The 25736-nt window shown below is 51.7% G+C and carries 13 protein-coding genes; 3 read left to right on the top strand and 10 right to left on the bottom strand.

Features of this window, described 5'->3' with window-relative positions; genetic code table 11:
- Positions 1-27: 27 nt before the first annotated feature.
- A complete protein-coding gene (locus tag DCW36_RS13790; RefSeq protein ID WP_114779204.1) occupies positions 28-2835 on the bottom strand; it encodes a TonB-dependent receptor in 2808 nt (935 codons plus the stop codon).
- Between the two features lie 261 nt (positions 2836-3096).
- Entirely contained in the window at positions 3097-4329 is a 1233-nt protein-coding gene (locus DCW36_RS13785) for a T9SS type A sorting domain-containing protein (RefSeq protein ID WP_114779202.1), read from the bottom strand.
- A 273-nt stretch (positions 4330-4602) separates the two neighbouring features.
- Between DCW36_RS13785 and DCW36_RS13780 the strand changes: the two genes are divergently transcribed.
- The 3 genes from DCW36_RS13780 to DCW36_RS13770 all read left to right on the top strand — a co-directional run bounded on the left by DCW36_RS13780 (position 4603) and on the right by DCW36_RS13770 (position 8693).
- Positions 4603-6258 carry an alpha-amylase family protein gene (locus DCW36_RS13780; RefSeq protein ID WP_114779200.1) on the top strand — a complete coding sequence of 552 codons (1656 nt, stop codon included), beginning with the start codon at positions 4603-4605 and terminating at the stop codon, positions 6256-6258.
- 232 nt (positions 6259-6490) lie between these two features.
- Positions 6491-8008, top strand: a complete 1518-nt coding sequence (locus tag DCW36_RS13775; RefSeq protein ID WP_114779198.1) for a pyridoxal phosphate-dependent decarboxylase family protein — start codon at positions 6491-6493, stop codon at positions 8006-8008.
- A gap of 22 nt (positions 8009-8030) precedes the next feature.
- Entirely contained in the window at positions 8031-8693 is a 663-nt protein-coding gene (locus tag DCW36_RS13770; RefSeq protein WP_114779196.1) for a transmembrane-type terpene cyclase, read from the top strand.
- Between the two features lie 54 nt (positions 8694-8747).
- Here the strand turns inward: DCW36_RS13770 and DCW36_RS13765 are convergent, their stop codons facing one another.
- From DCW36_RS13765 to DCW36_RS13730, 8 genes are all read right to left on the bottom strand, one after another.
- Entirely contained in the window at positions 8748-10376 is a 1629-nt protein-coding gene (locus DCW36_RS13765; RefSeq protein ID WP_114779194.1) for a pectate lyase, read from the bottom strand.
- A gap of 254 nt (positions 10377-10630) precedes the next feature.
- Positions 10631-13372 carry a zinc-dependent metalloprotease gene (locus DCW36_RS13760; protein ID WP_114779192.1) on the bottom strand — a complete coding sequence of 914 codons (2742 nt, stop codon included), beginning with the start codon at positions 13370-13372 and terminating at the stop codon, positions 10631-10633.
- Positions 13373-13508: 136 nt separating this feature from the next.
- Positions 13509-14864 (bottom strand): RagB/SusD family nutrient uptake outer membrane protein, encoded by a 1356-nt coding sequence (locus DCW36_RS13755; RefSeq protein WP_114779190.1) that lies wholly within the window; start codon positions 14862-14864, stop codon positions 13509-13511.
- Between the two features lie 20 nt (positions 14865-14884).
- Complete coding sequence (locus tag DCW36_RS13750) at positions 14885-18331, bottom strand: SusC/RagA family TonB-linked outer membrane protein (protein WP_114779189.1); 3447 nt, start codon at positions 18329-18331, stop codon at positions 14885-14887.
- Between the two features lie 97 nt (positions 18332-18428).
- The gene (locus DCW36_RS13745; RefSeq protein ID WP_114779187.1) at positions 18429-19640 is read right to left on the bottom strand and encodes a FecR domain-containing protein; all 1212 of its coding nucleotides are present in this window, start codon (positions 19638-19640) and stop codon (positions 18429-18431) included.
- Positions 19641-20014: 374 nt separating this feature from the next.
- Positions 20015-20596: an RNA polymerase sigma-70 factor gene (locus DCW36_RS13740; RefSeq protein ID WP_114779185.1), complete on the bottom strand. Its 582-nt coding sequence runs from the start codon at positions 20594-20596 to the stop codon at positions 20015-20017.
- A gap of 483 nt (positions 20597-21079) precedes the next feature.
- Complete coding sequence (locus DCW36_RS13735; RefSeq protein ID WP_114779183.1) at positions 21080-22528, bottom strand: efflux transporter outer membrane subunit; 1449 nt, start codon at positions 22526-22528, stop codon at positions 21080-21082.
- Positions 22529-22558: 30 nt separating this feature from the next.
- Positions 22559-25699, bottom strand: a complete 3141-nt coding sequence (locus tag DCW36_RS13730; RefSeq protein ID WP_114779181.1) for an efflux RND transporter permease subunit — start codon at positions 25697-25699, stop codon at positions 22559-22561.
- Between the last annotated feature and the right edge of the window lie 37 nt (positions 25700-25736).

Here is a 25736-nt window from a genome sequence, read left to right as displayed (position 1 = left end):
CCAGTAAAGAAGAACAGGGGATGGGAATTAGTCCCGGCCCCTGTCACGGAAATCATCGATGGTGGCGCCACCTCCGAAGTTGCGGATGTTGTAGGTAAAGGTCAGCATAAAGTACCGCCCCAGCACATTCGATTCCACATCTTCGATGTACGTTTCGGTAATGTTCCGGTTGATGTTGTTGTTTTGCTTGAGCAGGTCGAACACACTCAGGCTTATCTCGCCCAGCTGCCTGTCGAACAGCTTCCTGCCGATGCTCATGTTCCAGAGCATCATGTTGTTGTTATAGCCTGCTGCCAATCCGGTGGTGTGCTGGTGGCTGAGGTTGGTGCGGTACACAAAACCGTCGCCAAATATCCAGTTGTACCAGAGGCGGGTGCGCTGCGAAAAGAAGTTGTTGTTCTGCGAAGGCCGCAGCGTGTTGCGCACCACACTGTAGCTGGAACGGGTGGAGATGTTAAAGTCGATGCGCTCGCTGATGTTGCTGCTAAGCGAAATGCCGGTCATAAACCTGTTGGAGTTGGAGAAATTTACCTGGTCGTTCACCATGCCCGGCCTTCTGTTGTGGCTGATGGCGGCCCGCAGGTTCAGGTTCGACTCGATAAAGTTAACCGGCTGGCCGTAGCTGAAATAAGTCCGGATCTCGCGGTAACCGTCCAGGTTGACAGGGCGGATAAGTTGGGCTCCGGGGATTATTTCTTCTACACCGGTCAGTAAGGGCGACGTTGCGGCATCGGCAGTACTGTTTACGATCCGGTTGCTTTCGATAGTAGATTCGATGGAAGCGTAAAAGTTACGATTTGTTTCCGGGTTATGTGACCGGTAGCGGGCCCTGAACCAGTTGCTGAACGATTGTGTCAGTTCCGGGTTGCCTGCTCTGAACTGAAGCGGGTTCGAAATATCCAGCACATCCTGCAACTGCCCCAGCGACGGCGTATTGGTGCGGGTATCGTAGTTGAATTCCAGGTTATTCGATTCCGTAAATTTATAGCGCAGGCGGGCCGAAGGCAGAATGCTTTCAAAAGAACGCTGCATGTAGTTGGGGTACGGGAACTGCTGTTCGTTTACTTGTTTGGCATGCTGGTACTTCGTCTCCACCTGGAAATAGAGTGCTTCGTTGTTGTAGCGGTAGCCTAATTCCGTTTCCTGGGTCAGGAATTCATTACTGAAGGTGTTGCTTAAATTCGTGAGGAACTCGTCGTAATTTTCAAGATGGTCGATATAATCATAAGCCCTGCGGTCGGATTCGTTAAACCTGTTGCCAATTTCATACTCCAGCTCCATCTGTCCGAAACGGCCTACAGGCTCTGTGTAGGAAACTTCGGTTTCCCAGGAATTACCATTGCCTTTCGAATCAAAATACTGATCCAGGAAGGTAGATTCTGCTTCGTTTACATAAGATATGTTTTCGGAAGTACGGTACCTGTCGCCGTTGCTGGCATTAAACCCGTTGTGCAACCTGAAATTAAGGCTGCGTCCCACTTTCGAAAAACGGTGGCTGTAGAAGATGCGGTTATCAAAGTTATAGCTGCTGTTGTCGCTTTCCGAGTTGTTTTCCGACTGGCTTAGCGGTCCTTCATCGTAAATGTTACGGCCCAGGAAATAGGAAATATCCTCATTCTGATTCAGGTTCCCCCGCGTCCTGACCCGGATCCGGTTCTGTTCGTTTATCTCGTAATCCAGGCGCATGTTTAGCCCGTGATTGGCGCTCTCGTAGTTTCTCCGGCTGCTTTCCAGGTACTCCTGTCCCGCCCACGGCGACTGTATATAATCGCGCAACCGCTCATGGCTTGATTCGTTGTTTCGGTGGCTGAAGGAGTAGCTGCCCGATAGCTCTACTTTCTCGAACCAGGTGTTGGAGTAGTTCAGCCCCAGCACATTCGATTTGATGATGCCGTTCTGGGTTTCGGTCTGGCCACTGTTTTCGGGGTCGCCTGAAAAGCTGACCTGGTTTACGTTGTTGCTCAGGCCTGTTACCGTCAGGCGCCTGTCGTTTTTAAAGAAGTTCACGCTGGCCCCCGCCATGTAGGAATTATCGGTGCCGTAGCCGGCCGTCACGCGGCCAAACTGCCCTTTCCGCGCTTCGGGTTTGGTTACGATGTTGATCGTCCGGATGCGTTCGCCATCGTCGAAGCCGCTCAGTTCTGCCTTGTCGCTTTTTTTATCGAACACCTGGATGTTGGCGATTACCTGGGCCGGCAGGTTTTGCAGGGCCGCATCCACATCATTCCCGAAAAAGGGCTTGCCGTCTATCAGGATGCGCTGTACCGCTTCGCCCTGTGCCTGTAGCTGCCCGTCTTCCAGGGTAATGCCCGGCATTTTCTGCACCAGGTCCTGCGCACTGGCATCCGGTGCACTTTTAAAGGCGGCGGCATTGAACTGGGTGGTATCGCCTTTCTGCTCGGAGGGTGGTATGCGTCCTATTACTACTACTTCGTCTATGGTGGTGGCTGCTTCCCGTAGCGTCAGTACGCCTACGTCTACCGTTTGCTGCTGCACCACGATAGTTTTGGAAAAAGGCTGGAAGCCCATGTAGTCAATCTTAACGGTATAGTGGCCTGTAGGTACTTTGTCGAACCGGAAGTTGCCGTCGGCGTCCGTTGCTGTACCATTTACGACACTCTCATCCGCAGCTTTGCGGAGAACAACCGTAGCACCGGGTAAGGTGGTGCCGGAAGCACTTTTGATTACGCCTTTAATCCTGGCCTGTGTCACCTGGCCGCCGGGTACTGCCGTGGTATCAGGTGCCTCTTTCCGCCTGACGCTTTGCGGGACATCCTGGGAATAAACATGGTTAAGCGAAAGCAATACTAGAAAGAACGGTAAAAAAAACTTCATGCTGTTTACTGAAAATATATTAAGGTTTGCTTATAGACTATATTCAAACGCGAAAGTTTAAAGCCACTGCAAAAATAGCATGAAAAATAGGACAATGTTTAAACAAAGATTAGATAAGTTAAAATTTGCTGTGCCGGAGACACTTTTTTACCCGGAAAGAGAAATTATTGCCTTGTAAAGTTTTTCTGCACCTGCCACCACAGCCACTGCTGTACCTCCGGTTCGGGAAGAAATTGGGAGCGGCAGGATAGGAGGTTGGGGCTACTGCAGGAGCACTTTGGTTGTATAGGTTTCCAGGGAATTGGTTACGCGCAGAAAATAGACGCCGCTGTTCAGGTGATCGAGCTGTAGCTGCTCGTTAATGCCGGCAGCTGCAGCTACGTTTTTCAGCAGGTACACTTTCCCGTCGGCGCCGATGAGGGTGATGGTGGAAGCGGTTTCCTGGGTGTTGGATAATTCCACGTGCAGGGCTTTCCCTTTGGCGAGCGGCACCGGGCGCACTTTTAATGCTGGAGTTGGAATTGAGTTTACAAAGCCGGCAACGGAGAAGCTGTACAACCGGGGCGGTACAGTACCGAAAGGACTGCTGATGCGCTCCGTAGAAACATACCCATTCCCGTTGGTCGTAAAGGTCACGCCCTCCACCTGGCCCTGCAGCGCACTGCCCAGCGCTATCCGGCGTTTGTTGCCGCTGAAGAACCTGTCTTCCTGGTAATCGAATAGCAGCCACATAAACAAACTCAGCTTATTGCTAGTGTAACCGACCAGCACGATTTCATTATTGTCAGACAGGCTGGCGCCGGTGATAAGGCCATCCGCGGCCAGTTCTTCTACAGGCACGGCTACATGCGTGCCGGGTGTGGCCGGGAAGGTGTAGTGCCTGGTGTTGTGGGGGCTGATCCACTCTTTTGTGAACAGGTGCACTATGTTGTTTTTCACCAGGAAGGCTTCGCAGTCGAAGTCGGTGTTGTTGTTATCGGCGGGCTCCAGGTCTTCCTGGTCCTGGTAAGTGAAATAGATGATGTCGGCGGTGACGGTCGTTTCTGCGGCTGCACCAAGGGCTGCTTTGCTTACCCGGTAAACTCTCAGGTTGCTGCGGTTGCCTTTGGAGTTGTTTCCGAAGTCGCCAATGTAAATATAGTCTTCATCGGCTGTAATCGATTCCCAGTCTTTGTTTTTGGCATCTGCAAGGTATACTACCTGCTCTACAGAACCGTCCGTTTCGCTGATGCGGTAGATAGCCGCTTCGCCGCCGCTGTCGTTCAGCGTCCAGAGCTTGCCGTCGGTATAGAGGAGGCCGGAGCTTTCGCTCAGGAGGGAGGGCAACTCTTTGCGATTGGTTAACTCCGCAGCGGCAGCGGCATAGGTACAACTGCCATCGTTTTCCGTTGCGTCAGCGCTGAAATTCTGCGCCTGCGGATCGGTACACCCCGGCTGCGCCCACACCCGCAAGATCAGGAAAAAGCAAAATATACCCAGGATAAGAGCTTTCATAAGCAACAGCCTGTTTGAAAAACAATTTCTGAAAACATGTTAGGAGTTACGGTATAATTTATAATAAAGATAAAATTAGTTATAAATATTTGGTTGTTTGTTGTTTTTGTTTTATTGGATGTGAAATAGGTGCTAGTGTTTCTGTGGCTCGAGGATCTTATTCGCAACCTGGCGGGCGGGAAGCGTGCAGGAAAAAGTAACTCCTGCGCACGGATAACAGTAAATGTAGCAACAATAAATAGAGGCAGAAGCCTGATTACATATCAGCAGAACATGATAGAAGACCTGTGGTACAAGAATGCAATAGTCTATAACCTGGATATCAAAACTTTTATGGATGTAAACGGCGACGGGATTGGCGACTTCGAAGGACTCGCCCGCCGTTTGGATTACCTCGATGCCCTGGGCGTGGACACCATCTGGCTGTCACCTTTCCAGCCAACTCCGGACAAAGACAATGGCTATGATATAAAAGATTACTACGGCGTGGACCCCCGGTTCGGGTCGAGCGGCGAATTTGTAGAGTTTATGCACCAGGCCAAAAAGCATGGCTTTAAAGTGATCCTGGACCTGGTTGTCAATCACACTTCCGATCAGCACCTCTGGTTCCAGGAAGCGCGCAGCAGCAAAGACTCCCGCTACCGCGACTGGTATGTGTGGTCCGAAAGCAAACCGCCAAACTGGAACCAGGGCATGGTGTTCCCGGGCGTGCAGCACCGGACCTGGACCTACGACAAAAAAGCGAAAGCCTATTACTTTCACCGCTTTTACGATTTCCAGCCCGACCTGAACATGGACAACCCGGCAGTACGCACCGAAGTCAGCCGGATCATGGGCTATTGGCTGGAGCTGGGCGTGTCGGGGTTCCGGGTAGATGCAGTGCCTTTTATCCTGGAAAGTCCCAGCCCGGGCCTGGCCGAACACGAGATGAAGTTTGAATACCTGCGCGAGATGCGCCGCTTCCTGCAGTGGCGTAAAGGCGATGCCATTCTGCTGGGCGAGGCCAACGTGCTGCCCAACGAATCGGAGCATTATTTCGGCAAGGAGGGAGACGGCGTGCACCTGATGTTCAATTTTTATGTTAACCAGCACCTGTTTTACGCGCTGGCTACCTCCGACACCGAACCACTGGCCGACGCCCTGAAAGCAACTCAAAATATTTACCCGACCTCGCAATGGGCCCACTTTCTGCGCAACCACGACGAGCTGGACCTGGGCCGCCTGACGGAGGAGCAGCAACAGAAAGTTTTTAAACGCTTCGGTCCTGAAAAAGAAATGCAGCTGTACAACCGGGGCATCCGGCGGCGGCTGAACCCGATGCTGGGCAGCCGCCAGCAGATTGAGATGGCCTACAGCCTGATGTTTTCGCTGCCGGGCACGCCTGTGTTGCGATATGGGGATGAGATCGGAATGGGGGAGGACCTGCGCCTGAACGAGCGGGATGCGGTGCGGACGCCCATGCAGTGGGCAAACGAGTCCCAGGCCGGTTTTTCGGCAGCAGACAAACTGGTACATCCGGTGATAGACGAAGGGCCATATTCCTATCACCATGTAAACGCAGAGGACCAGCGTCGCAAGCCTGACTCGCTGCTCAACTGGATGACGGCCCTCATACGCCTGCGCAAAGAATGCCCGGAAATAGGCTGGGGAACCTGGGAAATCCTGAAAACCGGCAGACCGCAGGTACTGGGCATGTACTACTGCTGGCGGGGCAATTCGCTGGTGGTGCTGCACAATTTTGATGAGCAGCCGCACGAGGTAACACTGAGCCTGAAGCAAAACAACGAGGACCGCCTGATCGACCTGATGGCAAACGAAAAAAGCGTAGCCGACGAAAAAGGGCAGCACCGGATTACCCTGGATGCCTTCGGCTACCGCTGGTTCAGGGCCGGCGACCTGAGCCATTTGCTGCACCGGCGGAAACAGTAAAAGTCTTTCGTTGCCGCGTCTCCTATAAGAGGAGCAGCGGCAATGGAGGCAGGTGCAGAACGGTTTTTAAAGCCTTTTTGCTTGTAAGTTCATTCTAACGAATAGCTCAACCCGCATTGTCACAACTTATTTGGAACGGCATTGTAAAGAAAGTAGTACCTGTGCCTGCGGAAGACAGCTACTGGTTTGTGTGGGGCACAGGAACATAACCGAAGCTTAAAGTACTTTCACTATGGAAGATCAGGAAGCGCAAACACGCCGGCGGCAAAATGCTCCACTGGCAATGGCACCGGAAGAATTCCGGCAAGCAGGGCACGAACTGGTAAACCAGATCGCAGATTTCCTGGCCGGGCTGGAACAAAAGCCTGTTACTACCGGCGAACAGCCTCCGGCCGTAAGAGCGGCGTTAGGAAATAATTCCTTACCAGCCGAGGGTAGTGCTGCTTCCGGTATCCTGGCAGAGGCGGCGCAACTGCTTTTCCACCATTCTCTTTTTAATGGCCATCCCCGTTTCTGGGGCTACATCACCTCTTCTGCTACGCCCATCGGGGCGCTGGGCGATTTGCTGGCGGCTGCTGTTAACCCAAACGTTGCCGCCTTTGCTTTGTCGCCTGTGGCTACCGAAATTGAGCAGCAAACCATCCGGTGGATTGCAGAATTCATTAATTACCCCGTATCCTGTGGCGGCTTGTTTGTGAGCGGTGGCAACATGGCCAATTTCGTCGGTTTCCTGGCAGCCCGTAAAGCAAAAGCGGCCTGGGACATCCGGAAAGATGGACTGCAGTCGCGTAACAGCCGCCTTTTAGTCTACTGCTCCCGCAACACCCATACCTGGATACAGAAAGCAGCCGACCTTTTCGGGCTTGGTACCGACGCCATCCGCTGGATTGAACCCAACGAAGAGCAGCAGCTGGATCTTAGTCTGCTGGAGCAGCAAATTGCCGATGATCGCGCAGCGGGATTTACTCCTTTTCTGGTTGTGGGCAGCGCAGGTACCGTAGGAACAGGCACCGTCGATTCGCTTTCAGGCATTGCCGGAATCTGCAGGAAGAACAACCTTTGGTTTCATGTGGATGGCGCTTACGGCGCCCCGGCCGCCGGCTTACCCGAATGTGCTGCCTTGTTCGAAGGCCTTGCAGAGGTCGATTCGGTTGCGCTGGACCCGCACAAGTGGTTTTACAGTCCCCTGGAAGCTGGTTGTGCGCTGGTGCGCGACCCGAAGCTGCTCCAGGAAGCCTTCAGCTTTCATCCCGACTATTATAATTTTGATGGTACCGGAGACGAACCGCCGGTAAACTACTACGACTATGGCATGCAAAACTCCAGGGGTTTCCGGGCGCTGAAGGTGTGGCTGGGCTTTAAGCAGGCAGGCAGGAACGGCTACATCCAGATGATACGGGATGATATTTCACTCTCCCAAAAGCTTTTCTCCTTGATCCAGGCCACTCCCGAACTGGAAGCTGTTTCGCAGAACCTGAGCATTACCACGTTCCGGTATGTACCACAGGGTATGGCCAACCACCCGGACGAAAATTACCTGAACAAGCTAAATGAAGCATTGCTGAACCACCTGCAGGTGGCTGGAGAAGTGTTTGTTTCCAACGCAGTAATCAGCGGGAAATACTGCCTGCGTGCCTGCATCGTCAACTTCAGGACGCAGTGGCAGGATCTGGAAGCTTTGGTTGCGATCGCTATCAGGGAAGGAAGGCGGCTGGATGCGCAGCTTCGGCAGGATAGCACTAATTCTTAAAGTTCTTTCACCACACTTCACCATGTTAGAAAACCCTTTAGAGGTAGACAAGACCCTTGATGTGATCTTCAAGGTCTGCAGCGGCGTATTCTGGACGATCACGTACCTGCTCATCCTGCGGCGGGGCTTTGTCGACAAAACGTATGGGATGCCGATGGTGGCCTTGTGCGCCAATATTTCCTGGGAGTTTATTTTTTCGTTTGTGCACCCGCACAGCACGCCGCAGCTGTACATCGATTATGTGTGGCTGGCATTTGATGTGGGCATCCTGGTGCAGTACCTGCGTTACGGGAAAAAGGAATTCCCGGAGCTTTTTCCTTCGAATCATTTCCTGCCGGTGTTTCTGCTCACGTTGGTGCTGGCTGCCCTTTTCATCCTGCTGATGTCGCGCGAGTTTAACGATTACAATGGCGTGTATGCTGCCTTCAGCCAGAACCTGCTCATGTCGGTGCTGTTCATACACATGCTGCTGCGGCGGAAAAGCCCGCTTGGGCAGTCGGTGTACATTGCGCTGTGCAAGATGATTGGGACGATTTTCCCCTCGCTGCTGCTGTACATGTATTTCCCGGATGCTTACCTGCTGGTTTTGCTTTACATCAGTATCTTCATTTTCGACCTGTCTTACCTGCTGCTGTTTTACTTTGTCACGAAAGCGGAAGGCATCAATCCGTGGGCGCGGCTGTAGCATAAATGCTAGCAGCAGCGGCTGTGGTGGCAGGGGCAGCAGAACTCTTTGAGGTTAAAATTTTGCTTTCAGCGCTTCGGTTACGGTAGCCTGCTGTCCTGTTGCTTTCAGGTAGGAGATCAGCAGTTGCATGTTCCTGATGTATTCCCCGGTTGAAATATATTCCTGGTCCGAAGGATCCCGGAAAGGGGAGGTATCGGTTTCATCTCCTACAAACGCTGAGGCATATTTGTTTGTCTGTTCTTGCTGCTGGCCTTCGCCGCGATAGGGATTACTGATCATAGCATGCTTCACCAGCCAGCGGTTCTGCGCATCCAGGGAAGCGATAACTGTTTTTACACTTGCTGCATCGGCTGCTTCACTTTCGGAAGACTGGTGCAGGTTGTAGTAGCTCTGCGGCGTTCCGGCTGCCTGAAAAGGCGCCGCTTTAAGCGGAGAGTCTTTGGTGGCTTCTGCAGGCGATAAGGCGCTCACCCGTTTGTATTCCGCTTTCAGCCGCTCCAGGTCCAGGCTTTTTTTGCCTTTGTAATGCGCCAGCAGGTTTTCGTCGTTATAGTCGTAGAAGTAATACCCATGCTTTACATTGGACCCGGTCCGGTGCACATAGACCGGTTTGTCTGTAGCTATTTCCACAAAAGTGGGGTGCGTGTACGTACCATTCTCCGTTTGCTTTTTGGGTAAACGTGTTTTCTCGAGCCAGGCAATGGCGTCGGGTATGCGGGAAAGGTATTTCCGGTCGCCGGTGTATTGGTAAAACCGGAGCAGCAGCATGGCATTGCCGAAGGTGGTGGTAGGCAGAAGCGTTGGTGGTTCGTAGGTGCGGGCGCCGGCTGGCTCCAGCGCCATGTTGTACTGCTGCCCCCAGGCGCCGCTGCCATGCTGTGAGATCACAAAGAAATTCATCCCCCTGTAAATTGGTTCCAGCAGGCGCTCTTCGCCCAGCGTGAGGTAACACTGTACCAGGAAATTGATGTTCTCCCAGATCACATCATCGTTATAAGTATAAAAGGAGGAATAGTCGGGATTGCCATTTTTACTGAAGTCGTGCCGGAGGGGGTAACGCTGCGGCCAGCCGCCCAGCGGGTACTGGCTTTCCAGGATGAAGTCGATGGCTTTGTCGAGTGCCGGTTTGTATTTCGGATCCATTTTTTCCAGGTACATCCGCAGCAGGAAGCGGGCGGCATTGGAGGTCACGTCATCGTCGAAAGTAGCGTTGCCATAGTAGTGCTGAAATTCTTCGAGCCGCCAGCCGTTTTTGCCTATGGTGCTGTACCAGTATTTCAGTGAGCGGTCCCCGGCAAAATCGATCATGTAGTTCCAGCCACCTTCTTTGCTCTGTCCCCAGACCAATGCGGCAGCTGCTTTCCCGGCAGCCTGGTAGTAGTAGTCGTTGCCGGTGGCGCGGTAGGCATCCAGCAGGACATGGCCCATGTTCACGGTGCCGGGCCCCTGTACCCACACCATAGTTTTGTATGCCTCCATCTCTCCCCAACGGCGCGACAGGTCCGGCAGGTAATACCACACGTAGCCGCCATTGGTACTCACCTGTTCTACCATATACCTGGTGGAACGGAGCATGGCCTCCCTGGCTTCATCGGCCAGCTGAGTTGGTTGCGCTAAAAGAGAGCCCTTGAAGAGCAAAAGAAAGCACATGATGCGCAGGCATATGTTGAAGTACTTCATGCCGGTGTGGTTAATAGTAAGGAGCCGAAGCAGGGGTTATAAAATCATAGGAAATATAATCTTAAATTGGATAATTTCTAACGAGTGTTAGTAAAATATTTTTGAGGCTGGTCCGGCACTTTTGCAGCAGCCACCACAGCCTCTGCTCCCGGATATGCCATGCAGATAGTCTGCTGCAGCACACCCTGGAAAGCAAAAGGGAGAGACAGTTCCAAACCATCTCTCCCCTTAAAAATTAACCTTCAGCTAGAAAACTATGACTTCAGGTACAGGTCGATTTTCTTCAACAGGTAATCGTAATGTGCCCGTGTATCTTCATCGGCTGCACTTCGGTGTTTTAGCAGAATGGCTTTTACTTTCTTCACTTCAGCCAATACATGCGTGGTTATTTTATCATGCTTGTTGTTTCGTGAAATGTTCACGATCTGGAAGTGAAGGTTTTGCTCATTTGCCAGTTTCTCGGCATAGGCAACGTATTGCTGCTGGTCCATTGGTACGGTTACTTCAGCATCATGCGCTCCAAAGCCACAATGCACCAGGTCGTTTACAGGCAGCGCAGCCAGTTGATTTTCATCAGCCATGGCAGTAGGCGTGAACGGAACAATATCGCTGAAGTGCGACTTATTCAGCAGCCAGCTTACATAAATGTTCTGCATCAGCTGTCCGTAATAATCAACCTTTTGTCCGCGTACTGTTTCCCGGAAGAAGTCGCCGCGTATGTCATTGAACAAGTCAGTTACTTTGTAGGCAGCTGCTCCGTTCGCAATCTCATCCTCGATCATCATCATCAGGTTGCCATCGTTAGCCAGGTTTGCTAAGAAACTAGAGTTGAACAGTCTCTCCAGGTAAGCAGGCGGTGTGATAATTCTTCTTACGGAACCGCTGGTTTCCACAATGTTCAGCTTTGATTTCAGCTTTTCGTTCTCAATCCAGGTAGGCAGCTCCCTGAACTGCGCCAGGACAAATTTAACGGCTTCACGTTGCTTGTCTTTCGGCACATATCGGTAAGCCACTTCCTTTTCGCCCTGAATCGGGCGACTGATGTAGGTGCCGCCAATCAGCGTACCTGCATGGCCAATATGTCGGCCATACTGTTTAAGCACAGCTGCATAGTAATCCTCTAGATTGTCGTATTTAGCGCCCGGGGCGTACAGCCATTTGTCCAGGTTGGCCATGATATATTTTGCGTTGGCAACGCCGTACTTACTGGCTTTTATCACATCATCACCCAGGTCTTCCCGCATCGACGATGGATCGGAACCTGATAAATCGCCTTCGCCAAAACGGTACCACGGGTCGCCGGCATGCTCGTTTATCCAGCTGTTGAGTACATCTGTTTCGGCAAATTCGTTGCTGGCTTCCGGGATTGGTCTGTACGCCCACTTGATGGCATATTTATCATACACGCCCAGGTGCGGAGGCGTTAATTTAACGTCTTTATCTTTTGGCTGGGCCACAAAGTTGAAGCGGGCATAATCCATGATAGAGGGCGTGGTGCCATATTTCTTTGTGAAGGAGGCCGAACGTAGCGAGTCTACCGGGAAAGCAGCAGAAGCGCCCATGTTGTGGCGTAAGCCCAGGGCGTGGCCTACTTCATGGGCAATTACGTAGCGCAGTCCATCGCCAATAATGTCGTCGGGAATGTCTGAAGTTCGCACGCGCGGATCGTTGGCGGCTGTCTGGGCAAAGCGCCAGTCTCTTAACAGTTTAATGACGTTGTGATATACAATCACATCCGACTCCAGGATTTCGCCAGATCGCGGGTCTGCTACCGAGGGACCTTTGGCATTTGGAATATCGGAAGCAACGTAGCGAATGACAGAATAACGCACATCTTCCGGGTGAAATTCCGGATCGTTTACCGGAGCGTCAACGGCCTCAATGGCATTTTTAAAGCCGGCTTCCTCAAAGGCAGGCAACCAGTCGGTTACACCCTGTTTGATGTACTTCCGCCATTTTTCAGGGGTGGTCTGGTCGATGTAAAAAACGATTTTCTTTTTAGGCTCAACCAGTTCACCTTTCTTAAACTTCTCCAGGTCTTCGGCCTTCGGCTCCAGGCGCCAGCGCTTAATGAAGTAATTGTCGCCTACCGGTTTGTTTTCGTTGTACTCTTTAAAGCCGAGCGCAAAATGGCCGATTCTTTCGTCAGCCAATCGTGGTTGCATGGCCTGCTTCGGCAGCAGCACCATGGAGCGGTGCATTAAAATAGTAAATACTTTAGTGCCGGTTTTTTCGATCTCGGTAAAGGTAAGCATCGATCTTACTTCGATGTTCTGCTGGAAACTTTTGGTTTCGGAGATGAAAGACCTGTCTTTGTTGAAAGTGTACTTTTTGGGCGCTATAGCACCCAGCGCTTCAAGCAAGCCACCGGACCCGAAAGGCGTCAGTTCTTTTATATCATCCAAAAAGAGGCTGGCTACATCAATCACACTGGAAGCTGCATCCGGTCCAACTGCTTTGATCGGAAACGAAAGCAGAATCGGGTCCAGGGTCTGCAGTTCTACTGCTTTTTCAAAAGAGCTGTCCAGCCCCCTGAACTGCATTACGTTCCGGGTGGTAACTTTGCGCAGTAGGATGTTATTGCCATCCGGCGATTTTTCCCACTTCACCATCAGGGCATCCTGTGGGCTGTCGCCGGCCACCATGTTGTCGAGTTCGCTGCCGCTCATAGCCGCACGCCGCGATACGATCAGCATTTCACGCTGTAGCAGGCTGTCCGGTATTTCGAAGTAATGCGCGTCGTTTACCTGGTGAACCGTGAATAAACCAACGTCAGACTTGGCATCTTTGGTGATTATTTCGGCATATGGTTTCAATTTTCCTTTTTGTGCCGCATCGGCTTTCGGCGTTGCGGCAGGAGCCTGTTGTGCGGCGGCAACCTCCGCTTTTTTCTTCTTCTTTTTGCTTTGTGCGGTGGCAGGCTGGAAAGGTACCGTGCAAACGAGGCCCATCAGCAGCAGCTTTGCCGCGAAAGGTTTGATATAGCGTTTTTTCATTCTTATTAAAAGGTTGGTAGATGATTTGCAGTTTTTTCCTTTAGGTGTTTTATTCTTTGTAGCGTCAGTTTTCTAACGCAAGCAGGACTTAAAGTAGTTCCGGTCACCGGAGAGACCCCGGCGACCGGCTACCTGCTTATTGGTTATAGCCAGGGTTCTGGTCTGCAATGCCCAGATCGGCATTCGCCTGGATCTCGCTTAACGGGATTGGCAGAATGAATTGATCCGGGCTGGTTACCGACGGCTTCACTGTCATGATTTTGTCGAAACGGATGCCAGCGAACCACTCGCTGCCATTTTCAAAAGCCAGCTCCTGCACATACTCACGGTATATCTCGTCCAGCAGTTGTTCCCGTGTCAGTGCCAGCGAAATGTAGGGTAATCCCAGTGCCCTGGAACGTACGGTTTCGAGCGGCGCTTTCGCTTCTTCGAGCGGGGCGCCGCTGCGGGCCAGTCCTTCGGCTTTGATCAGGTACATTTCAGCTAACCGGATAAAGTAAGTCGGGCTGAAGTTGGTGGTATTGTTTACTTTCAGGATGGCTTTGTTCGAAGCAGCAAACGTAATAGGTGCTCGCGGGTCGCCGGTCATGAAAGAGGCCAGCCAGTTGCTGGCAATGGCGTGGCGGGAACCGTAGGTAAACTTCTTCCTGTCCGATGTAACGGTCACATCATCCGTGTAGCGCATCAGGATCATTTCGGTGGAGTTGATGTTTTTATCAAAAACACCGGCATATGTAGCTTCCAGTTTCCGGCCACTTTCTGTAATCACCTCATCGGCCAGCGCTGCAGCAGCGGCATATTCCCCCATAAACAACAGCACTCTTGCTTTCAGGGCTTTGGCAGCTGTTTTGGAAGCGTAGTAGGTTTTAGAGAAAGCAGGACCATTGGCAATTGCCATGTCCAGGTCTTTCAGAATCAGGTCATAGGTGTCCTGTACGGTAGCGCGTCCTTTGTCGCGCGTGGTGAAGTTGGCGGGCTCGGTTCTGAGAATAACGCCCAGCGGGCTGCTGCGGTCGTAGAACTTGCCAAAGTAACGGAGCAGCTCGAAGTGCGACATGGCACGCAGGAAATGCGCTTCCGCCAGGATCTCGCTTTTGCGGTTTGGTGCAAACTGCTCTGACGGCACACCCGGCACCAGTTCGATAACCGCGTTGGCGGCATCAATCTGCCGGTAAAATACCTTCCAGAAATTTGCGACATCGTTATTTTCGATGGTAACTGCATTATTGGCAAGTTCGCTGTTGGCCAGGAAGCCGTTTCTGCTCATGGAGCCGCTCAGCAGTCCCGGAACGGTTTCGGTAAACATGTAGTAATACTGGTCGTTGAAAACCGAATAGGCTCCGTTCAGCAGATCCTCTGCCGACTGTGCATCCTTTACCACATTTTCCGGCACCAGGTTATTTGGCGGCTCTACCTCCAACACATTCACAAGCTCGCAGGAGCTGGTTAACAGAACAGTACTTGCAGTTAGTATATACAAGAATTTTTTCATCAGATTAATAACTTAAAAAATTAGAAACCAAGTTTAACGCCTGCAGTGAACACTTTCGGTGTCGGGAAACGGGCATTATCCAGACCTGCGCTCACGTCATTATCGAAGAGGTTATTTGTCTCCGGGTCAGCACCCGGATAATTTGTGAGCGTCCAGATGTTGGTCGCGATGCCGTACACGGAAGCTGTCCGGATGAACTTCGTCTTGCTCAGCAAAGCTTTTGGTAAAGTATAGGACAGGTTGATGTTTCGTAACCGCAGGTAAGAAGCATCGTGCACGTAGAAGCTGGAGATCCTGGAGTTCTGGTTCGGGTCCAGGTACACCACACGCGGCTGATCGGTCGGGTTCTCCGGCGTCCAGCGGTTCAGGATGTCAACTGTCCTGTTCTCGCTCGTGAAGGTGGAGGCGACGTTTATCCCGTTTCGCTGGGCATCCCAGCGCAGATCGTTCCCGATGGAATAGGTAAACAGCGCTGATAAGGAGATGCCTTTAAAGGTAAAGGTATTCGTAAACCCGCCGAACACATCGGCCTGCGTATCGCCGATTATGGTCTGGTCGAAGGAGTTGATAATACCGTCCGGCTTGCCATCCGGTCCGCTGATGTCTTTGAACTTGATGTCGCCTGGCGAAGTAGCTGCATTCTGGTAAACACCATTCGGGGCGGCCTGATTTAAAGCATCAATTTCTGACTGCTCCTGGAAAATTCCTTCTGCCACGTAACCGTAAATCAGGCCAAGCGGCAAGCCTACTTTCAGCACAGAACCTGTGTTTGGCGGGTTGATCAGACCAGTTTCTTCATCCAGGAAGTCATCGTTCAGGCGAACCAGCGTGTTGTCGTTACGGCTGGCGTTGGCAGACAGGTTCCAGGTAAAACCGTTGTATCTGAAAATATCAGCTGACAACTCCAGTTCGTAACCGCGGTTACGGGTATCGCCGAGATTAGCTATAACCGAGGAGATACCGGTGTTGCCTGGCGTCTCGACAAAGTACAGCAGGTCGTGGGTGTTCTTTACATAGTACCCGATACCGCCGCTCAGTCTGCCTTTCAGGATGGAGAAGTCTACGCCGGCATCAAACTGGTCGGTCGTTTCCCATTTCAGCCTGCTGTTACCCAACTGGCTTCTCACAACAGCCGGACGGCCGCCATAGAAGGTAGCTTCGTATAGCGTGCGCCACTGGTAAGGGCCAAAGTTCTGCTGACCGGTTGTACCGGCACTCACCCTGAATTTCAGGTCGTCGACAAAGGTGGCGCCTGCCATAAACGACTCATTCGAGATTTTCCAGGCTGCTGCTGCTGTCGGGAAGAAGGCCCACTTATTTTCTTCGGCAAACTTGGAAGAACCATCCACACGGCCTGACACGGTGAACAGGTAACGGTCGTCGAATCCGTAGTTAATCCTGCCGAAGTAAGATACAAGTCCGCTCTGCGTTTCATCGGAAGCGATCTGAAAGCTGTTGGAGGCGCTGCTCAGGTTAGTGAGGATCTGGTCTTTCGGAAAGCCTTTGCCGGATGCCTGCAGAAAGCTGTTCCGGTTGCCCTGCCACGAGGCCCCTACTACCGAGTTGATGTTGTGCTTCTCTGCGATCAGCTTGTTATAGCTTAAGGTGTTCTCCCAAAGGTGCATCAATGCATCGCTGCTGCCCTGGCGACCAAAGCCGTCGCCCGGTCCGTTTACTCTTGAAAAGCCACCGGTAAGCGTAACGCTGGGGTAGAAGCTTTTGGTGTTCACATTGTTTACGTTAACCGATAAAGCCGATTTTAACTTCAGCCCCTGCAGCAGCTCCAGCTCCCCGAAGGCAGAACCAAAGAACAGTTTTGTCTGGTTGGTGGTGCTGGCGGTAGACAAGGCTACCGGGTTTTCCAGGTTGTAAAAAGGCGACACAGAATAATTGCCGGTTTCATCGATTACCGGGAGGTCTGGGCGGAAGGCGTAAATTCTGCTTAGCAGGCTTCCATCCGGCGCTTCCTGGTCTGTGCCCGAAAAGTTCAGGTTGGTGCCAAACAGCAATCTCTTGGAAAGCTCCGTATCCAGGTTCAGGTTGAGGGAGTAACGCTTGAAAGAAGAGTTATCAAACAGGCCCTGCTGATCCTGCACACCTACCGAGGTATAGTAGCGGGTGGCAGCATTTCCGCCGGTTGCTGAAAAGTTAAAGTTGTGCGTGATCGGGTTGTTCTGGCTCACTTCCTTCTCCCAGTCGGTGTCGGCAGTGCCGAAGTAAGAGCCGTCGCGTACTGCTTTAGCAAAAGCGGCAGTGCTCGTGCTGTTGTTTACAGCTTCGGTATAAATTTCGCGGAACTGGGCGGCGTTCAGCACATCTGTCGTTTTTGCTTCCTGGGTGCTTACGGAATAGCCAACGTTAAACTGCGGCTTGCCAAGTTGTGTTCCTTTTTTAGTGGTGATGATAATGACACCGTTTGCCGCACGCGAACCATAGATAGCTGCTGCAGAGGCATCTTTCAGGATGTTGATGGATTCGATATCGGCCGGGTTAATATTACCCAGCGGTGTGTTCAGTCCCTGTTGTGCAAGACCGGTATCAAATGCATCGCCGCTATTGGGCATGTTGCTTTGAGCGGCTACCGGAATCCCGTCAATGACGTAAAGGGGCTGGTTAGAGCCAAGCAGTGAAGTGGCGCCTCTTACCCGTACACGTGTAGCGCTGCCAGGCTGACCTGTTTCCTGTACCACATATACACCGGCTGCTTTACCCTGCAGCGCCTGCTCTACGTTGGTGGTCGGAGCCAGCGTTTCGATGTCTTCCGCTGAAATTGTGGAGATGGAACCTGTCAGGTCTTTCTTGTTGGTGTTGCCATAGCCCACCACCACAAAATCTTTCAGTTGTGCAGTAGAAGGAACCATGGAAATGTTAAGCACAGCGCGTCCTTTGATCTCGATTTCCTGGGAGTTATAGCTGATAAAGGAAGCTACCAGTACAGCGTCGGAGGGTGCCTGTAAAGAATAATTACCGTTGATGTCGGTAGCGGTACCGGTGGAGGTGCCTTTGATTTGCAGACTTACCCCTGGCAAGGCATTGCCTTTTTCGTCGGTAATTTTACCTTTAACCGTAATCCTGTCTGCCTGGGAAGTAGTTTTGGGTTGGGGAGCTTGCGGGCTGATCAGGATCACATTTCCCTCGCTCATCTTCACCTGGTACTGGTTGCCCACAAGTGACTGTACTGCCTGGAGTACATCGGTGTCCCGGAAGTTGGCGCGCACTTTACGGGTTACATCCAGTTCATCGTTGCTGTAAAAGAACTCGACGTTTGCTTCTTTTCTGATTTCTTTCAGCGCATCGTACAGCGTAACGTTACCCAGGTTCAGGGTAAGCTTCTGGGCAGAGGCCCAGGCAGAGAAGCTGAAAAGAGAGATAAAAATCAGGAGCAACGAACGCCGTAAGAGCCTGGGCACTAGCACCCTGTAGCCTTCGCGGGGTGTGAAGGCTTTTTTGAAGTCAATTTTCTTCATAAATTGTAATCGGATAGTTGGTTAGTAATCAATTGCACTTGGTATTAATTTGCTGTTCCGTCCGGGAAATGTTGGCGCATTTTCCGGACTTCTTTTTTTATTTCTTTATGTAAATTTTGCCTCCTTTCTTTTCAAAAGTTACATCGGTTGTCTGGCTTATCATGCTGAGCAGGTGGTCGATCGGGCGGTTTTTAAAGGCAACACCGGTAAATGTTTTCTTTTTGCTTGCCTGGTCAGCAAACGCCACATCTACTGCATACCACCTGTTTAATTTTTTTATGATCGACTCCAGTTCTTCCTTCTCAAAATAGAGCTTTCCTTCTTTCCAGACGGTAAAGAATTCGGTGTCTACTTTGTTAACTTCCATGGTATTACCAGCTTTTGTGAATACAGCCTGCCTGCCCGGGGTAAGGTTGGTGATGCCGTTCAGCTGGTCGCCCGAAAGTTGTACATGCCCTGTTACCAGCGTGGTGGCGATGGTGTTATCTTCGTCGTAGGAAGAGACGTTGAAGGAGGTGCCCAGCACGGTGACATCTACTTCGCCTGCATCTACAATAAACTGCTTTGTGTCTTTTACCACTTCAAAATAAGCTTCTCCGGTTAGCGCTACCCGTCGCTCTGCCCCCGAAAAAGCTGTCGGAAACCGAAGCGAGGAAGCGGCATTCAGCCACACCTTACTGCCGTCCGGGAGTACCACCTGGTACTGGCCGCCCCTGGGTGTGGAGATGGTATTGTAAGCCAGTACCGCTTTGGCCGGCGCTACGGCGGCTGTTGCATCGAACCGTACGACGCCGTCTGCTGCGACTACCTGTATGCCGTTCAGTTCACGAACCGTACCTTCCGGTATGCTGTCGAGGTTAATGCTGGAGCCATCCTGTAATACCAGCAGGGTCCGCATTTCTTCAGGCTCCGCCGGCTGCACGTTGTTCACTGCTACCGCAGGTGCTTCCGGTTGACTGCCTTTGTTATACCGGTAGATACCGACAGCCAGCACGAGTAAAATAAAGACCGCGGCAACTTGCAGCATAGGCCGGAGCCGTTGCCACATCGGGATTACTTTCGTTTCAGGTTGTTGGCCGGTTGCTTTTGCTACTTTTTGCCAGGCCGCCTGCACATCTACTTCAGCCATAAAATCCAGGTCGGCCTTCGTGCCGGCATCCTCCTGCATCAAAGAGTTGTACAGGTCCTGGTTTTGTTTGCTGGCCTGAATCCAGTGTTGCAGGGCCTGTTTTTCCTGCGCTGTCAGCTCACCATTTTTTTCCTTGCTGATGAGTGCTGCGATGTCAAATGCGTTCCGGTTTGTTTCCATGTGGGCTTGCTTTCATAGGTAAGACACCCGAAAATGAAAAGTGGGTGAAAGAGTGATGAAAAAAAATTTTATTTTTTTTGAGTCGCTGGTGCGGAGGGAATGGTAGCGAGCAGCAGAGGCTATGGTGGCAGGAGCAGAATGCTTTCCGGACTGTGATTTTTTTGATTTGAAGGATGTGAGGAGAGAGAGAAGTAAGAATCAAAGTTCAGACAGGAGCAGCGGGTGTGGTGGCTGGAGCAGCAGAATTTCTGAACCGTTATTTTGACATGAATGTGAGCACGGGAAAATCAGGGATTTTCCAAAACTAAAAGAAGGTGGCATGAACTGAAAATTTCTCAGCCTAGAAATCAGCTCAATCAATCAAACCACACAAATTATTGGTCAGACAGGAGCAGCAACAAGAGGGTAATGATTTCGGGGCTGAGCCTGGAGCGGAGCAGTTGCAGGCCTCGTTTTTTCTGGGTTTTAACGGTGTTGATCGAAACGCCTAATTCCTGCGCAATCTCATGGTTTTTCATGCCCTCCAGGAAGCCCATTTTAGATACTATCTGACAACTTTCCGGCAGCGATTCGATAGCGCGGTGAAGCTCACCAATTACCTCCGATTTGATGATGGCGTGCACAACGGTTTCCTCTTCGATATCAGAAAACCCGGATTGCGCCATGAAATTTTCGGCTACTTTCAGGTGGCGAATGGCGTTCAGGCTGGCGTTTTTAACCGTAGTGTACAGGAAGCTTTTTATGGCGCGTTCGTCAGTAGCGATTTCGTCTTTTAAATTCCAGTACTTGATAAAAGCGTCCTGGGCGAAGTCCTCCGCACTCTCTTTGCTGTTGGTGAACTGGAAGGCAAAATGTACTAAGCGGGCATAGTATTTCTGGAAAAGCTCCTCAAGCGAGAGAACTTCCGTGTTGGTATTGTTAAATGCAGGCTCAGCAGAATTTGTAAGGGAATCCATAAGCAGCTAAATATTACAATAGTTAATTAATCAGACAGCCAGCCTTTAGATTTGTATTTTAAAGGCTCAAAAAACTATTGTCTATTAATTTTGCAAAGAAAATCCAGTATCACGGCATCCAATTTAAAGCATAGGTTGCTTATTTGCAAGGTGTTAGGAGTATTTATCGGAATTGTAATCAATTAAATAAACTGGGTTATATTAATCATTACAACAACTGCCTTACCTGCTGCCTCATGCCCTGTAACCACCGTATTTTAAAATTGTGAAGTGGCCTATGCTATTGCTGTTAGCTTATGTTTCAGGATTTCAATGCTTTATCCTGCAACACCGGTAGGTGCCCTATCGTTCAACTGCTGCTGAAAATGGGTGGCTCCGGAATGTTTTCTCAGAATTTCCAAAACAAAAAAAGCTAACATACAACACCAGCGTGTCATATGTTAGCTTTCAAATTGACCAGATCAATTGGTCAGGCTACTGTGTCTACTGCCAGCCTCCCCCCAGTGCACGGTACAGGTTCACCATCGACTGGAACATAAGTTTTTTGCTGTTGGTCAGGCTGAGTTCTGCTTCCAGCACGCCCCGTTGCGCGGTGATAATTTCGAGGTAAGAGGCGTAGCCGGCACGATAAAGGTCGTTGGAGGTTGTTACGGCATTTTGCAGCACTGCTACTTCCTGCGCTTTCAGGTCTGCTACTTTCCGGTAGTTTTCAATGCCTTGCATGTTTGTTACCACCTCTTTGAAACCGGTCTGGACAGCTTTCTGGTAGGCATAAAACGCCTGCATTTTTTCGGCATCGGAGCGCCGGAGTTGCGCTTTCAGTTTCGTCCTGTTGAGGATGGGAGCTGTAACACCGCCCAGCAGACCATAGGCAATGGAGGCCGGAGTAGCAAAAAGCAGGGACGCATCAAAGGCATTCAACCCCAGGTAGGGAGAGATACTCAGCGAAGGCAGGAATGCTTTACGGGCTGCATCCACATCTGCTTTAGAGGCCGCCAGTAACAGCTCTGCCTGCCTGATGTCCGGGCGGCGGTGCAGCATGCCGGAAGGAATACCCGCTTTTAGCTGCGCCGGCAGTTGCTGTTCCAGTAAGGATTTGTCAAGAGCAACCGACTGCGGATAACGCCCCAGCAACTGGTTCAACTGGTTCTCCAGTGTAATAATTTCCTGCTGAATGGCGGCTTTCCGGCTCTGCGTGTTCAGCAATTGTGCTGTGAACTGCTGCACGCCCAGTTCGGTGGTTCGGCCTCCTTCTTTCTGAATTTTACTTATCTCGACGGCGTGTTTCTGCAGCTCAATGTTCTTGTTCAGAATATCCAGCTCGTTGTGCAGCGCCAGCAGCTCGTAGTACACATACGCCACATCGGCAACGAGTGAGGTGACAACCAGTTGTCGCCCTTTTTCGGAAGCAAGAAAACGGTTATAAGCAGCCTTTCTGGCGCTGCGCAACTTTCCCCACAAATCAATTTCCCAGGAGCTGCGAACGCCCAGAAAGTAGTCGGGCACCGGGTTCGGGATTTGCTGCTTCTCTTCGATGTTAGTAGAAAAGTTGGTGTCGTAGTTGCCGACGCCATCCATGGTGTAGTCGCCGTACTTCCGTACGCCGGCCGATGCAACGCCCTCTAACTGTGGCAGCAGGATGCCTTTGCTGTATAAGAAATTGGCCCGGGCTATTTCTACCTGCTGCACCGCCCCCAGCACGTCCGGGTTGTTTTGCAACGCTGTGTCAATAAGCCCGGCCAGGTAAGGGTCGGCGAAGAACTCGCGCCACTGCAGGTCGCCTGCACTGGTCGTATCCTGGATCCCGGCAAACGTAGCAGGCATTGGTCTGGCAGCGGGTAACTGAATTGGTTCGCCCACTTTGCAGGAACTGATAAGCGCCAGCAGGAGCAGGTAATACAGGTGTTTCAATCGAATAATATCTGAATGCATAAAATATTCTCTGGTAATTAAATGACAAGGTTAGGCTGACTGCAGCTGGTTCTTTTGCTTGCGTTTGCCCAGTCCGGCAAACAGCACGTAGAGTCCCGGAATCAGGATGATGCCGAAGATGGTACCAAACAGCATACCGCCTGCGGCAGCCGTACCGATCGAGCGGTTGCCCATGGCACCGGCACCCGAGGCCATACACAGCGGAATAAGACCGGCCACAAACGCAAAGGAAGTCATCAGGATAGGCCGGAACCTGGAAACGGCGCCTTCTGCGGCTGCCTGTAAAATGGTGGCACCTTCCTTGTTGCGCTGGATGGCAAACTCCACGATCAGGATCGCATTTTTACCGAGCAGACCAATGAGCATCACCAGGGCCACCTGTGCGTAAATATTGTTCTGCAGGCCCATAAGCTGCAGCGCCAGGAAAGCTCCGAAGATACCGGTCGGCAGCGACAGGATTACCGGCAGCGGCAGCAGGAAACTTTCGTACTGGGCCGCCAGCAGCAGGTATACGAACAGCAGGCACACCAGGAAAATGTAAATGGCCTGGTTGCCCGACAGGATCTCTTCGCGCGTCATGCCCGACCACTCAAAGTCGTAGCCGCGCGGCAGCGAGGTTTCTGCTACTGTCTCGATTGCTTTGATGGCGTCGCCACTACTGTAGCCGGGGGCGGCGCTGCCGTTTACCATGGCAGAGGTGTACATGTTGTAGCGCGTCAGCTGCTCCGGTCCGTACACCCGCTCAATACTGAGGAAGGAGGAGAAGGGCACCATTTCGCCCCAGTTGTTTTTCACGTACAGCTCCAGCAGGTCTTCCGGTTCGGCACGGTAATTTGGCGAGGCCTGCACCATCACCTTGTACATCTGCCCGAAACGGATGAAGTTGGAAGCATAATAACTACCGAGCAGTGTCTGCAGTGTGCGCATGGCATTTTCGGTAGTCACACCTTTTTTTGCCGCCATGTCCTGGTCCACGTGAATCAGGTACTGCGGGAAGCTGGGGTCGAAGTTGGTGAAGGCGCTGCTTACCTGCGGTGTCTCTTTCAGGGCTGCCAGGAAGTTGTTCGTTACCTTTGCCGTTTCGTCAAGGGTCTGCGTTTTGTCGCGGGCCAGCAGGCGGAACTCAAATCCGCTGGAGTTACCAAATCCCGGTACGGTAGGAGGGGGGAAGTACTCGATGCTGGCATCTTTGAGGCCGCTGGTTTTTTCTTCGAGCAACGCGATGATATCGTCAACAGAAGCTTTGCGTTCGTCCCAGGATTTCAGGTTGATCATGCCCATGCCATAGGATGCGCCTGCGGCATCTGTTAAAAGACTGAAACCTGCCAGTGTCGATACGTTTTCCACGGCGTCTATTTCCTCGGCTGCCAGTTGTATGCGGTCCAGCACTTCTTCGGTTCTTTCCACGGTAGCACCCGACGGCGTAGTTACGTTCACATAAATCATGCCCTGATCCTCGGTAGGAATAAAGCCGGAAGGCAGTACCTGGCTGATGCCCCAGGTGCCGGCAAAAAAGACTATCAGCAGTACGAGGGTGATGGCCCTTCTGCCGGCGATGCGGGTAATCAGGCTTTTGTAACCGGATTCCACTGCATCGTAGCCTTTGTTAAACTTGCCAAAGAACCAGGTCAGCGGATTCCTCTTTTTCTTTTCCTGGTGCGTATTTTTTAGCATCATGGCACAAAGCGCGGGCGTTAAGGTAAGGGCGTTGATACCGGAAATAACAATAGCAATGGCGAGCGTGAGGGAGAACTGGCGGTAGAAAATACCCACCGGACCGGACATGAACGCCACCGGCACAAACACCGCCGACATCACCAGGGTAATCGCCACAATGGCCCCGCTGATCTCACCCATTGCCTCCAAAGTCGCTGCTCTGGCAGAGAGGTGTTGTTCGGCCATTTTGGTATGCACCGCTTCTACCACCACAATGGCGTTGTCCACCACAATACCGATGGCCAGCACCAGCGCGAAAAGCGTGAGCAGGTTAATCGAAAAGCCGAACAGCTGCATGAAAAAGAAGGTACCGATGAGCGATACCGGCACGGCCAGCGTCGGGATAAGGGTGGAGCGGAAGTCCTGCAGGAAGATGAATACGACGATGGAAACGAGAATGAAGGCTTCAATAAGCGTGCGGATTACCTCGCTCATGGAGGCGTCGAGGAAGCGGGATACGTCGTAGGCAATGTTGTACTGCATGCCCGGCGGGAAAGACTCTGCTTTCAGTTCCGCCATGCGCGCCTTTACATTCTCGATTACTTCCTTGGCATTGGAACCGGGCCGCTGCTTGATCATGATGGAAGCGGAGGGACGGCCGTCGGTTTTGGAAACCATGCCATAGTCCATCGACCCAAATTCAATTTCAGCCACATCTTTCAGGCGAAGCACCGAGCCGGAGCCGTCGGAGCTGGCCCGGATGACCATGTCTTCGTACTGCGATGGCTGATTAAATTTGCCGGTGTAGCGGAGCACGTACTGCAGCATCTGGGGCGATTTACCGGAGCTTTCACCGGCTTTACCGGGAGCAGCTTCGATGTTCTGCGACCGGATGGCATCGATCACCTCGTCGGGCGACACCTTGTAGGCGAGCATCCGGTCCGGCTTCAGCCACACACGCATCGAGTATTCTCTTGAACCCATGATCTCGCAGAAACCCACCCCATCAATCCGCTTAAGCTCCTGCAGCACGTTGATGTCGGCAAAGTTGTAGACAAACTTCTCGTCCGATTTCGGATCGTCGCTCATCAGGTTCAGGTACAGGAGCATGCTGTTTACCTCTTTCTCGGTAACCACACCGGCTTTAATCACCTCTTCCGGAAGTTCGTCAATCACGGTGTTTACCCGGTTCTGCACGTTTACTGCGGCCAGATCGGGGTCGGTGCCCACTTCAAAGAAAACCTGGATCAGCGTAACGCCATTGTTACTCGAAACGGAGGTCATGTAGGTCATGCCCGGTACCCCGTTGATGGCTCTTTCCAGGGGCGTGGCTACGGCTTTGGTACACACTTCGGCATTGGCACCGGTATATTTGGTGGTTACCGTAACAGAGGGCGGTACAATTTCGGGGAACTGCGTAACGGGCAGCTGCAGGATGGCCAGCAGCCCTAAAAAGACAATAAAAAGTGAAATGACCAGCGACAAAACCGGCCGTTGTATAAATAATTTTAACATGTATCTAATCAAACTAAAAACCCAACATCACCAGCCC

Source organism: Botryobacter ruber (assembly GCF_003347595.2).
Classification (GTDB): Bacteria; Bacteroidota; Bacteroidia; order Cytophagales; family Hymenobacteraceae; genus Pontibacter; species Pontibacter ruber_A.
Note: the sequence above shows the minus strand (reverse complement) of the source record. Positions and strands in the feature narration are given on the sequence as shown.